Annotated in this window: 8 protein-coding genes; 5 read left to right on the forward strand and 3 right to left on the reverse strand. The window is 52.0% G+C overall.

What is annotated here, in order from left to right:
- Positions 1–45: 45 nt before the first annotated feature.
- Together AC0YNV_RS07660 and cdaS are read right to left on the reverse strand one after the other, a co-directional pair.
- Positions 46–654, reverse strand: coding sequence for a diadenylate cyclase (locus AC0YNV_RS07660; protein WP_210040077.1), 609 nt, complete (start codon positions 652–654; stop codon positions 46–48).
- A gap of 33 nt (positions 655–687) precedes the next feature.
- Positions 688–1,305: a sporulation-specific diadenylate cyclase CdaS gene (gene cdaS / locus AC0YNV_RS07665; protein WP_210040076.1), complete on the reverse strand. Its 618-nt coding sequence runs from the start codon at positions 1,303–1,305 to the stop codon at positions 688–690.
- Between the two features lie 299 nt (positions 1,306–1,604).
- On the opposite strand from cdaS, the gene AC0YNV_RS07670 reads away from it, so the two are divergent.
- From AC0YNV_RS07670 to AC0YNV_RS07680, 3 genes are all read left to right on the forward strand, one after another.
- Entirely contained in the window at positions 1,605–1,769 is a 165-nt protein-coding gene (locus AC0YNV_RS07670; RefSeq protein WP_475767148.1) for a hypothetical protein, read from the forward strand.
- A 142-nt stretch (positions 1,770–1,911) separates the two neighbouring features.
- Positions 1,912–3,369 (forward strand): aldehyde dehydrogenase family protein, encoded by a 1,458-nt coding sequence (locus AC0YNV_RS07675; protein ID WP_475767150.1) that lies wholly within the window; start codon positions 1,912–1,914, stop codon positions 3,367–3,369.
- 331 nt (positions 3,370–3,700) lie between these two features.
- Positions 3,701–7,048, forward strand: a complete 3,348-nt coding sequence (locus AC0YNV_RS07680) for an S-layer homology domain-containing protein (RefSeq protein ID WP_475767152.1) — start codon at positions 3,701–3,703, stop codon at positions 7,046–7,048.
- A gap of 180 nt (positions 7,049–7,228) precedes the next feature.
- On the opposite strand, the gene AC0YNV_RS07685 is transcribed toward AC0YNV_RS07680, so the two are convergent.
- On the reverse strand, positions 7,229–8,767 hold the full coding sequence (locus AC0YNV_RS07685; RefSeq protein ID WP_475767154.1) for a multicopper oxidase family protein: 1,539 nt from the start codon (positions 8,765–8,767) through the stop codon (positions 7,229–7,231).
- A gap of 191 nt (positions 8,768–8,958) precedes the next feature.
- Between AC0YNV_RS07685 and AC0YNV_RS07690 the strand changes: the two genes are divergently transcribed.
- Both AC0YNV_RS07690 and AC0YNV_RS07695 read left to right on the forward strand, forming a co-directional pair.
- Entirely contained in the window at positions 8,959–9,198 is a 240-nt protein-coding gene (locus tag AC0YNV_RS07690) for a spore germination protein (protein ID WP_210040072.1), read from the forward strand.
- Positions 9,199–9,727: 529 nt separating this feature from the next.
- Positions 9,728–13,021, forward strand: coding sequence for an OmpL47-type beta-barrel domain-containing protein (locus AC0YNV_RS07695; protein WP_475767155.1), 3,294 nt, complete (start codon positions 9,728–9,730; stop codon positions 13,019–13,021).
- Positions 13,022–13,059 lie beyond the last annotated feature (38 nt).

Here is a 13,059-nt window from a genome sequence, read left to right on the forward strand (position 1 = left end):
ATCCCCAAATGAAGAATAGCCTGTTTCTGTATGGTGAACAAGTTACTATGTCGTCGAGAATGGGTATAGATGTCCATCTAAACAAAAGGACGTTAACCCGTTGTCGAAAACGAGCAAAATTAACGCATCGGAGCGTTCCGATAGTCCGATCGCGGCAAGCTCACGGGCATTGAATGACCGATCCCAGAAAATTTGATCCGTAAGGGGAAGAACATTGGCAGCGGATATAATCATATCGCCCTGAATCAACACCGCACCAGCATGCAAAGGGCTCTCCGGAAGGAAAATGGACTCCAGCAGCGGAGTGGAGATCTTTGCGAATATGGGTGTGCCTTGACTTATTAGAGGAGCAATAAGGTCTTCTCTTTGAATGACGATAAGCGCTCCTTGCCGTTTGGAACTCAAATGATGCATGGCAAAGGATATTTCCTTATAGTGATTTGTGTATTCAGACAGAATGCTGTTCAAAAAATAGGTGGACGCAACCGATACCGATTCGGAAAATCTTTTGGAGATATCATCAATATCGCTTAGAAGTTGAACACGATCCTGCTCAAAGGTGAAAATAACATTTTTCAGTATTTCCTCAATCCGGGTCAGCTTTTTTATTAATTCAGTCCGCAGAAGAGAAAAGTCGCTATTGGCAATATCCATATGTAAAACCCTCCGCCTGACAGGGATTTAAGCTTATTTTGATTCCGGGAGCTGAAAGGGGTAAAGAGCACCTTTATAGGAAAATGATTCTCTTCCCGTTTCCTCGGATACCACGACGATTAATGCGTCCGTCCGCTCTGACAATCCGATTGCAGCGCGATGGCGTGTCCCTAACTTTTTTTTATATGTTTTTTTGGTGAGCGGGAGGATGTTGGCAGCCGATACAATAATATCGTAACGGATCAATACAGCTCCATCATGCAGGGGGCTGCCCACCGGGAAAATGGAATCCAGAAGCGAACCTGAAAATTCGGCATGGATAGGCACTCCCGGGGTAATCCATTCGTCAAGCGGATCTTCCCTTTGGATGACAATAAGAGCCCCTTGCCGTTTGGAGCTGAGCTTGCGGACGGCTTCGAAAATTTCGTTAAACTTATTTGTATAAGGAGCCAGCAGGCAGCTTAAGTAATACGCGGATGCCATCTTTCCCGAATCCGAGAATCTTTTAGAAAGATGTCTAAGATCATTCAGAATGTCAATGTCCTCTTGATTCAATGAGGCAATTAATTGGGATAGATTTTCGGAGATGCTGATGAACTGTTCCTTAACATCATTCTGCTGTGGTGAAAGCCCTCCCCCAGTGTATTCCATTGCTGTTTAGCCTCCTTTACTATTCTTTAGTTATTCCCGTTGATGGCAATAATTATTTCTAGTAATAGACAGCTGCCAGGGGAACGTTCGACCATACGTTTTTAGATTGACAATACTCGAACGTTCGTTTATTATACAGCTATGAGACACAAGGACGATATTAAAAACGATGCAATCTTTCAGGCCGCGATTGAATTTCTGAATGAAACAGGTTAGATAACAGAGAGTATTTTATGTTCCTGGAGCAGTTCTTGACCTCGCCATTGTTGGATAAATTAGATCTGGAGGACACTTCGTCGATGTTTATTCCTTTGTTTCGATATGTTGAGGAAGGGCAAAGCAAAGAAGATTTGAAACCATTACAAATAGCTTTTATTTTGTCTTACTGTTACTTTCCTGTTACAGCGCTGGCCAAAGGTCTTCAACAAATTATCCGGATGAGCTGGGATGCTGTCAGAGCTTGACGAAGGATTTATTTTATTGAAATATAACTGAACGTTTGATTATTATATAAATATAGGAAGGGAGGTGATGCCTCTCCTATATGGCAGAGCAGCTCAGTCAGATAACCCTTGTCACAAAAATAAAAATATGGAGGCATTCAAAATGAAAATAATCGATCAACTATATATCAATGGACAGTTCGTGAAGCCGCATGGAACCGAAATACAGGACCTTATTAATCCTTCGACCAAAGAAGTCATAGGCAAGGTAACGCTTGCTAATGAGCAGGATACCCGGGATGCCATTGCCGCTGCCAAAAAAGCGTTTAAAACCTTCAAAAATACACCGGTGGAAGAACGCGCCCAAATGCTGCAAAGACTGCATGATGCCGTACTGGCCAGAACAGAGGAATTGAATCAGGCCTTTATTGAAGAATACGGAAGTACTGCCATGGGAGCCCCTTCCTTTACCGATATCTCGGCGAAAAATTTTCTTCGCACCAAGGAAACGCTGGAGGAATTTGAATTCACCAAACAAATCGGAAAAGCGAAAGTTGTCCTCGAACCGCTTGGCGTGGTCGGCATGATTACGCCCTGGAATGCCAATTACACCTATATTACCTCCAAGCTGGCAGCTGCTATCGCAGCAGGTTGTACGGCAGTAATCAAGCCCAGCGAGCTAAGCGCGATCCAGACGCAGCTGATAACCGAATGCTTGCATGAAGCCAATATTCCGGCAGGAGTAATCAATATCGTAACCGGGACCGGAGCGGTGGTCGGAGCTGAAATTACCCGGCATCCCGATATTGCAATGATTTCCTTCACAGGATCTACTCAAGTCGGTAAAATTATTGCCAGGGGTGCCGTAGATACAATGAAAAGAGTCACGCTGGAATTGGGTGGAAAATCACCGAATATTATGCTTGATGATGCCGATTTGAACCATGCCGTCCCGCTGGCGCTCATGCTCTGTTTTGGGAACAATGGTCAAACCTGCATGGCCGGGACACGGCTCATTGTACCCGAGCATCGTCTTGAAGAAGTTAAAGCGATGGCCAAGGCTGCTCTCCATTCATTCAAGGTAGGCGATCCCCGGGAGGCGGATACGGCTATCGGCCCGGTAGTCACCCAAAAGCAATATGACAATGTTCAACGCTATATCAGACTCGGCATTGAGGAAGGCGCCGAATTAGTGGCCGGAGGAGAAGGACATCCTGAAGGACTGGAGCATGGATATTTTGTCAAACCAACCATCTTTGCCAAGGTTACCCGTAATATGACCATTGCGAAGGAAGAGATATTCGGTCCGGTCTTATCCATTCTTACCTATAAAACGGAGGAAGAGGCTGTAGAGATTGCCAATGACACTATATATGGACTGGCAGCCTATATCAGTTCGACCAATCTGAAAAAAGCTAGTCAAATCGCCTCTCAAATCGAGTCTGGAATGGTCATGATTAACGGGGTCATGGGTGACATGAATGCACCATTCGGCGGTTTCAAACAATCCGGAATCGGCAGGGAATTTGGCGTATATGGGCTGGAAGAGTATCTTGAAACCAAAGCGATATCCGGATACGAAGAAGCCGGCCCTGACCTTGCAGTGAAGGAAACGGTTTGACGACCATATGTTGAGCCATTCGTATTAAAGACAGCTCCGGGCAAATAAGCCTGGAGCTGCCTTCGTTTTATTCCAAAAATTTTTTTAAGCTCCTTGCAAACCTGCGGATTCTTGATGTTGCGCGGCAGTTTGGGAGATGATCTTTCATTATTCTTTTATTGGCCTTTGCTACAATTACAAATGGCGGTCGTCTGGCTTCCGCGTCGGCAACCATTCACCTGTGTTTGGAACATGGAACACAAGCTGCCGCGCGCAGCTTCGGGAGCTCCATCTCCTGATCGTGCCAGACAATTCGTACATCAATTATCCATGGAAGGAAAGGAGGCAAAAAATGAGGAAATCAGCTTTAAGCATGCTGCTCGCTTTGGTTATGTTCTGGGCCTCATTATCGCAGGTGCACTATGCAAATGCGGCCGAGGAGAGCGATTATTCGTACACCATTGACGGCGATGGCGCAACGATTACTGATTTCCCGAGAGGAGCTGCTGTGGATATCATAATTCCCGATACCTTAGGAGGAGTACCGGTCACCGCGATTGGGGACACTGCATTTTATATCATCGATCTTACGAGCGTCGTCTTTCCGGACAGTCTGAAGATCATTGGCAATGATGCATTCGGCTTTAATTTCCTTACCAGCATTGACATCCCGGACGGCGTGACGAGTATCGGCGAAAGAGCCTTCAAGGATAATCTGCTGACAAGCGTCGACATTCCGGACAGTGTGACGAGTGTTGGCCAGGAGGTTTTCTCGAACAATCTCATTACCCGCGTGAATATCCCGGACAGCTTAACGAGCATCAGCGATTTTGCATTTAGAGGCAACCAGCTTACAAGCGTGGTTATTCCGGACGGCGTGACGAGTATAGGAGGTTATGCTTTCCGTTATAATCTTCTGACCAGCGTAACGCTGCTGAATGAATCAACAGTTATCGATAACCTCGCGTTCAACAACAATCAGACCATTGCGGCAGATCTGAAAATTTTTGGTTCCGCGAGATCCGCTGTGCAAAATTATGCAAGGAGCAAGGGGTATACATTTGTGGACGGGACCGTGTTGTTTGCAGCGATGGACGCGGCGAAACAGCTGTTATCAGACCATATGCCAGGCACAAATGAAGGGCAGGTGCCAACGCTCATTCATGACGGCTTGAAGGATGCGCTCGCTGATGCCAGACTTTTCGTCGACGGGATCACGGGCACAACCGTATCCACCGATTTGGAACCTCCCGCAGCCTTGTTGAATGCGGCGATCGATGTGTTCACCGACGCGATCATTCCGCCTCCGGCCGATGCCACAGCATTGGAAGCGGCAATCGCGTTAGCGGATCAGGCGTTGACCGATCATCCCGAAGGCACGGACGTCGGTGAAGTGTCCAGCGCAGCCCGCGCCGCGCTGCAAGACGCAATCAACGTGGCGCAGGGTATCGCTGACGATGCCGGGAATCAAACCCAGGATCAGCTGGATGCGGCAGCCGCCGCGTTGAATGCGGCGATCGATGCATTCGGGGATGCCATTATCCTGGCTGGCGATGCCGCAGCATTGGAGGCGGTCATAGCGGCAGCGGATCAGGCGTTGACCGAGCATCCGGAAGGCACGGATGTCGGTGAAGCGTCCAGCGCAGCCCGCGCCGCGCTGCAAGACGCAATCAACGTGGTGGCGCAGGGTATCGCTGACGATGCCGGGAATCAAACCCAGGATCAGCTGGATGCGGCAGCCGCCGCGTTGAATAACGCCCTGGCGCATTTTGAAGCCGCTTGGGTGGGACTTGTGCTGACAGCGCCAGCGGACGGTCTGTATGGCACCCATGACATCCTGCGCTTTACGGTGGTCTTTGGGTATGAAGTGACCGTGACGGGTTCGCCAGCCATTCCGCTCGCAATCGGTAGCGGCAGCGGTACCGAGACGGTTTATGCCTTTTATACAGGGGAACGCGGCACGCCATTGACCGAGCTGACCTTCGAATATGACGTTCCCGGAGGATATGCGGATGAGGATGGCATTGCCATTTCCCCGCAGATGGAGCTTCCGAACGGCGCAAGCATAACGCGTGCCAATGGCGGCGGGGCAGCTTCGCTGGCGTATCAGGCACCGGATATGAAGGGGCTGCATATCGTGTCCGTTCCGCCTGTTATTGCCCTGGCCGCTGGAGAAGGCGGCAGTTCATCGGCAGGTGTAACGGTGACGGCGAGCGTATATGGAGTGTCGGCGGGCAACACGCTGACAGAGCTGAACTGGATGCCGGGAAGCCATAGCAGCGCCGATTTTGCAGCTGAAGCCGGTACCGATATTCTGGCCGCGCAGCAGTTCATCGTCTCGGCGAACGGCACTTATACCGTCTATGCCAGGGACAAGGCAGGCAATGAAGCGGTGAGCGAAATTGCCGTCACCGCCATCGATACATCGTCACCCGATCCGGATGAAGATGATGGGGACGATACACCCGGCGGACCGGTTTATACCGGCCCATCGGGTCCCGCAACCGAACCGACGGCAACCATTATGCTGGACGGCGTAAGTACGGCGGTGCGATTCACGAAGGAGGCATCCGCCGACGGCCAGACCGTGATCCGGCTCTTCCCGACAGCTGAGCAATTGGCCGGAGCCTTCGCCGATCAAGCGGAAACAGAGCTTAAGGCCGACGGGCTCGGTCCGGCGGTCAAGATAAGCTTGCCGGCAGCGCTGCTTCTAAGCGTGCTAAACAGCCAACCGGAAGCGCAGCTGCTGATAACCGTGAACGGGAACAGTCTGCGTATTCCGCTAAGCGCTATTGGCGAACTGCCCGAAGGGGCGATCCTGACAGCTGCGTTAGCAGAAGTGTCCGATGCGTCGAGCGCTGCCATGAAGCAAGTGATCGACAAGGCAGGCGCGACTTCGCTGCTTGTGCATCCGATTTCTTATGGGCTGGAAGCGGACGGCCAGGCCATTACTGGCTGGAGCGGCATCTATGCCGAGCGGACGATCAGGCTGCCCGCGACAGCCGATCCGGATAAGACGACAGCGGTACGGATCGATGCGAAGGGCGGTCTGCATTTTGCGCCTTCCGTATTCTCGAGGGGCGAACCGCCGACGGTAATCATTCATTCCCCTGTGGACGGCTTGTATACGGTCATTCAGTCGGACGAATCGTTCCCTGATGTGCAGGGGCATTGGGCGCAGGAGGAGATCGAGCTGCTGGCGAACAAGCGGATCGTCGAAGGACAGCCGGACGGCGGATTCGCTCCGAACGCCAAGGTGTCCCGCGCCGAATTCGCAGCGCTGCTCGCGCGTGCACTCGGGCTGCCCGAGGCCAGTGGAGAAGACCCGTTCACGGACGTGAAGGCGGAGGACTGGTATGCCGGAGCAGCAGAAACTGCGCTGCAAGCCGGCTTGATCGACGGCTTTGAGGACGGGACTTTCCGGCCCAACGCCAGTATCACCCGTGAGCAGATGTCCGTGATGATCGCAAGAGCGTTGGCGTTCGCCGGGCAAACGCCGCAGACGAATGCCGGCGCACTGGAGCCGTTTGCCGACGCCGCAGACATTTCGGACTGGGCGGCGGATGCGATTGCACAGCTCTCCGGGACAGGGATTGTCCAAGGGACGACCGGTGCGGCATTCGATCCTCAGGCGGAAGCAACCCGGGCGCAGAGCGCCGTCATACTGAAGCGGATGCTGCAATATTTACATTTTATTTAATAAGTCAGCAATTCAAACAACCTTCGCTGTCCTCAGGACGGCGAAGGTTGTTTTTGATTGGAGTATGCGCACAGAAGAGCAGTGGAGAAGACTCCCGCAATGGATAGATGTCCTTGTCATCCGGGTGGCGATGCAGGATGACGAATGGATGTAATGGAAATGAGTCTCCTGTTTTTGTCTTTAGTCCAGTGTTTCAATAATCTCCATGGGCCGCATCATTTCATAATCCTCATGCTCCAGCATATGGCAATGCCACACATAACGCCCGGTAAAAGGTCCAAAACGGGCTATTATGGAAGTAATATAGCCATAAGGAGCTCGAACGGTATCTTTCAATCCTGTTTCATAAGGTTCAGGAGGATCCGGAGGTCCCGGGAATATCAGGTTTCCTGTTTCTTCAAAATGAGCGACATCAAAAGGCTGACGGTCAAGGATTTGAAAGTCAACCAAATGAAGATGGATCGGGTGAGGATCATCATTAATGATATTAATGAACCTCCATATTTCGACAGTATTCACTTCAATTTTTTCGGATATGCGATCTATCCACATTTTACCGTCCAATAAATTCAAGGATCTTCCATACTGGTCCTGAATTCGGATAAGCACCAAATCTCTTGTTCTCTTGGCCATACTTCTTGATAGTCTTATAAATTCTCCCATGTAGAATGGAAGAGAACTGGTATCTGCGCTAGTTAACGGTTGGGTGACTCTGAATTGCATAACCTCCGTGGTTTCGGCTGAGGCATTGCTGGTAACATTTTTGAGAATGATGGATTGGCCGCAGCAATGGGAAAAATCGATGATCACGTCCATACGCTCGGCGCTCAAAAGGATAAATTCATGGATGACGATCATTGTCTCAAGCAGGCCGCTATCCGTGCCAAGTTGAAAAAAAGGCTGGTCGCTGTCCAATTTTAATGTAAGGATTCGACTATTGGATGCGTTCAAAATCCGAAACCGGTATTTTCGAGGCTCAACGTTCAAATAGGGGTAGACTTTTCCGTTTACCAGTATCGTATCCGCATCAAATGGAGGGACTAGAGAAGGAGATGGGAGACCTGCATCATCCTGATCCGGCCTGGCGGGATAGTAAAGCGATCCGTCGGGATTGAACGATCGGTCCACAATGATAAGTGGAATTTCATATTTTCCTTGAGGAAGATTAAGCGATTGCTCGTGCTTGTCGCGAATGAGATAATAACCCACGAGTCCCGCATAGACATTCAATCTTGTAATTCCTATTGTGTGGTCGTGATACCATAAAGCTGTGGCCCGCTCAATATTTGGATAGATATACACCTCCCGCTCAAATAGAGGTCCCGTTTGTTCGAAATTTCTCGTGAACCATGCCTCGGGGTAACCATCGCTATGGGCTGGCGTTCTTCCTCCATGTAAATGTACAACGCTTCTTCCTTCCGGAAGCGTTGATTCGGAACCGTGAATCGTGGTATCAACGGGAAGAAAGTGCTTGCCCGGCAGGTCATTGATCCATTTGACCAATACAGTCTCATTCTTCATCACATCGAACGTAGGACCAGGAAATGTTCCTTCGTACCCCCATAGACGGGTTGGCGGAAGATCCCTGTGCAGCTTCTGGGAAAACTCCTTCATAATCACTTCGTAATAGGAATGATTGCTGCTTTGCTTCCTGGGGGATAACGTATAGGGAACGGGCAGCTCATCTACGAATTTTTGCAGATTTATCTTTTCGGGCATGTAAAAGGGAGACCTCCTTGCATTCAAGCTCCTCGGAGTAAGTTTATGAATGGGAGCTTGCTTTTTATGCTGGCTATAAACCGGCTGGTATGGCGGCTTGCCGGATATATACCTTTGCACAGAGGGCCGGAACCTATAGGCAAATGCCGCATACGATGTAAAAACACAGTTGAAGAAGGAGTGATCTTGTAATGCCCGCTATTGTCGGTTTTGCCAAAATTGTCAGCGTCGGATCGAGTTCCATCGTCCAGTTCGGCGATTGTATCCAATCGTCTCCATCCAGCACGTCAAAAACATATGCCGGAGCCGGTTCATTTTTAACAGGCAGCCTTGCCAACTCGAACAATGCGCTCAGTGCCACGAATACGAACGACCCTGATTTCCAGGACAGCGTACAGAACGATATTGCCAATGGTGTGAATGCTATTTGAGTCTGACTGGCCGCTCTGAAGAGAGAAACATGTCTTTTCCGATTTCTTTGGAGCTTCTCATTATCCGGTTCGCCGTATCATTGGCATTTACCCTTGAGCAGGTTGGCCGTTCCCAGGATGTCATGGGCAAGAATTCCAGGCCGATCCCGTTATTAAAGCCTGTCAGTCCCGGGACCTTTCGCTTGAGGAGGCTTATTTCAGCCTCCTTGGCGGCATGTGTCTGCCGGTGATTTTACATAGGATGTCATCTATGAAAATCAATCGTTCCCACATTAGCTTCTGATGTCGGGGGACAATAATCTGTTTTTGTTATGGATCCGCGTAAATCGCGGTTTTTTTTATTTTTTGGCTCCATATTTCATGCCGGCTGGCTTCATTTGTATGCCGGATTCCCTTTCCAGTACGTGTCCGCTGTCCCTTTCATTTTCTGAAAGACGCTCAAGATATTTACAAAACCCTATCACCGGCGTTCTTATGTATATGGTAGAATATGGGCGAAATACTAGATTTCATATGAGGAGGGACTTTAATGGGAAATCTTGCGTGGAGAAATGGAAGATGGGTAAAGGCCGCCTTGCTGACGGCTCTGGTACTGCCGTTGTTTGCGGGATTCACAGGCGGGCTCCAGCCGGCCTATGCCGAGGGTCCGGGCGACCCGGCGCCTTTCATTGAAGCGAAGATCGTCAACGAGAATGCAGGCAAAAAGGTTCTTTTCGACAACACGCACGCCCAAACGGCGGGAGCGGCGGACTGGGTGATTGACGGGGGCTTTTCGGATTTTGGCCAAGCGCTGGCAAACGACGGCTACTATGTAAAGGAACTGCGCAAGTCTGCCGCTTTTACTTATAATGAATTGAAGGATTACGACGTGTTCGTTATCGCGGAGCCGAACATTCCGTTCAAGACGAGCGAGCAGGACGCCATGGAGCAGTATATCCAGGAAGGCGGAAGCATCTTCTTTATCGGTGACCATTATAACGCGGACCGCAACAAGAACCGCTGGGACGGCTCGGAGGCAATAAACGGATACCGGCGCGGTGCCTGGGAAGATCCGGCCAAGGGGATGACCGCGGAAGAAAGAAGCTCGGCCGCCATGCAAAATATCGCCAGCTCCGATTGGCTGGCGGACAATTTCGGCGTCCGGTTCCGATACAATGCGCTTGGCGATATAACGGCGAGTCAGATCGTCCAGTCCGGGCAGGCATTCGGCATTACGGAAGGCGTGTCGGGCGTGGCCATGCATGCCGGCTCGACACTCGCCATCATTGATCCGTCCAAAGCCAAAGGGATCGTCTACGTTCCCGAAACGAACGAGTCCTGGGGAAGCGCAGTCGACCAAGGGGTCTATAACGGCGGAGGGATTGAAGAAGGGCCTTATGTTGCCGTCTCCAAGGCCGGTGCCGGCAAAGCTGCATTTATCGGCGATTCGTCGCCGGTCGAGGACGCCACTCCGAAATATCTGCGCGAGGAGACGGGCGCAAGGAAAACGACATACGACGGCTTCAAGGAGCAGGATGACGGCCTGCTGCTTGTGAATTTGATCAATTGGCTGTCCGAGAAGGAGAGCTATACGAGCCTGGAGCAAGTAAGCGGCCTGCAGCTAGACCAGCCAACGGCGCTGCTGCCAACCGAGTCTCCCGCAGCATCTACGGAGCCGCAGCCGGAGCCTTGGTCCGCCCCGGCGGCCGGGTATAAATGGCATGACCGTTCGACCTTCAAGCCGGGTTCCTACGGCGGACCTGCTAGCAGCGCGAATGCCGCGTACAGCTTCGTCCACCAGGCGCAGCTGCCGAACGCGGCCGATTTTCAAATTCGCGTAGCCGCAGATAATCTGCCTGCCAATACCACGGTATCGGGCTTCGGCGCGGGCATTTATTTGACCGGCGGAGCGCAGGTAGCTCTCGTCCGGAATGAAGACGGCACATGGCCGGCAGCTTATGGCTACAGCGCCGCTTTCAGCTTAACCTCTGACAGCAGGGGGCATGCTTTCAAGGACCTGACGGTCCGGATCAAGCCGGGTACGAACGGAACGGCGAACCTCCGCCTCAGACAGAACGGCACGAACCTGCTCACGCAGACCGTGACACTGGCAAATGTGCCTGCGGAGCCGCTGCCGGAGGAGGAAGGACCGATTCCGGCAGCGGTCACCATAGCAGAAGCCCGTACGAAGGCGGAAGGATCGACCGTTACGGTGGAGGGAGTGATCACGACCGAGCCGGGTGCTTTTGGCGGACAAGCCTTCTATCTTCAGGATGAGACCGGCGGCATCTATGTGTTCCAAAGCGCCAGCGGCTATCATTTGGGCGATGTTGTGAAGATTACGGCGCCTCTTGCCGTTTATAATACCGAGCTTGAGCTTGCGGATTTGATTGCAATCGAGAAGACGGGTACGGCACCGCTGCCTGGCCCGGTCATGGCGGAAGCGGTGAGCGATGCCAATCAAGGGCAGCTGCTTCAGCTGCAGGATGTGACGATCCGCAATATCATCAGCGCAACGCCTGCGGGTTCTTTTGAATTCGACGCGGTGAACGGCGGAGTCAGCAATCATGTGCGCATCGATGTGCGGACGGGAGTTGCGCTTGCCGATTTTCCGTATCAGGAAGGAGCTGTGGTGAATGTAACCGGCGTCTCGGCTATTTTCAGAGGGCTCTACCAGTTGAAGCCAAGAGGACTCGGCGACTTCTCAGCGGTGCAGTCGGATACGGAGGCGCCGACAACGTCGGCTGCGCTTTCCACGGCTCCTAACGCCGAAGGATGGGTGAATCAGGATGTGGAAGTTGCGTTAACCGCTGCAGATGACACGGCCGGAACCATAACGACGCAATATGCCATTGACGGCGGTGCATACACCGCCTATGCGGGGCCGTTCACCATCACAGAGGAAGCGCGGCATACGATCGGCTATTTCTCTACGGATGCGGCCGGCAACGCGGAAGAGGCGAAATTCATACAGGTGAACGTGGATAAGACGCTTCCTGCCGCTGAACTGACCCAGTCGGGGCAGGCTGTAGGTGATGTGCTTGAAACAGCTGTTTTGACCTTTGAATTGGTTTCATCCGACGGGCTCTCCGGAATAATCTCAGAGCAGCTGCTGCTGGATGGCGCAGAGATTGCGAGCGGGGAGACGGTACAGGCATCGGAGCTGGGAGTGGGCACTCACTCGGTAAGCTACAGCGTTGTGGATGCCGCAGGAAACGTCTCGGCTGCCAGCCATCCCTTCCAGATTACAGGCAAGCCTTTGGCGATAGGCGTTCCAGGCAAGCCGGTGCTGTCGAGCAACAACGGTTATGATACGGGCCTCCGGGATGGCAGCTATACGGTAACGATGAATGTATGGTGGGGGAATAACGGCACCTCATTCAAGCTGTACGAGAACGGCGAGCTGATCAGCACGCAGAATCTGACGGACAGGACACCAGCAGCGCAAACCGTGAATACCGATATTGCCGGCAAGGCGAACGGGACTTACCGTTATACAGCGGAGCTTGGCAATGCCTACGGAACGACGATGAGCGATACGCTGGTCGTGACCGTGGCGGATGCGTCCCCCGGCAAGCCGGTGCTGTCGCAAGACAATTGGGACGGCGACGGCAATTATAACGTAACGATGAATCTGTGGTGGGGAACGAATGCGACCGGGTACCGGCTGTATGAAAATGACAGACTTGTCGATTCGCAGCAGCTGGAGGAGCACACGCCGAACGCACAGCATGCCGTGACAGCGATTGACGGGCGTAAGGCGGGAACGTATACGTACCGCAGCGAGCTTGTCAACGCCGCAGGCGAGACAACAAGCGAGGCGATTACCGTCGTAGTAAGGTAGCGCGCAGCGCGCGGAAATACTGCCTCCTTAAAGGCGAG

The organism is Paenibacillus sp. JT31N11 (assembly GCF_056269285.1).

Bases quoted from the DNA above. Each gene is read 5' to 3' on its own strand.
- AC0YNV_RS07660 (WP_210040077.1), bottom strand. From the start codon at position 654: ATGGATATTGCCAATAGCGACTTTTCTCTTCTGCGGACTGAATTAATA.
- cdaS (WP_210040076.1), bottom strand. From the start codon at position 1,305: ATGGAATACACTGGGGGAGGGCTTTCACCACAGCAGAATGATGTTAAG.
- AC0YNV_RS07670 (WP_475767148.1), top strand. From the start codon at position 1,605: ATGTTTATTCCTTTGTTTCGATATGTTGAGGAAGGGCAAAGCAAAGAA.
- AC0YNV_RS07675 (WP_475767150.1), top strand. From the start codon at position 1,912: ATGAAAATAATCGATCAACTATATATCAATGGACAGTTCGTGAAGCCG.
- AC0YNV_RS07680 (WP_475767152.1), top strand. From the start codon at position 3,701: ATGAGGAAATCAGCTTTAAGCATGCTGCTCGCTTTGGTTATGTTCTGG.
- AC0YNV_RS07685 (WP_475767154.1), bottom strand. From the start codon at position 8,767: ATGCCCGAAAAGATAAATCTGCAAAAATTCGTAGATGAGCTGCCCGTT.
- AC0YNV_RS07690 (WP_210040072.1), top strand. From the start codon at position 8,959: ATGCCCGCTATTGTCGGTTTTGCCAAAATTGTCAGCGTCGGATCGAGT.
- AC0YNV_RS07695 (WP_475767155.1), top strand. From the start codon at position 9,728: ATGGGAAATCTTGCGTGGAGAAATGGAAGATGGGTAAAGGCCGCCTTG.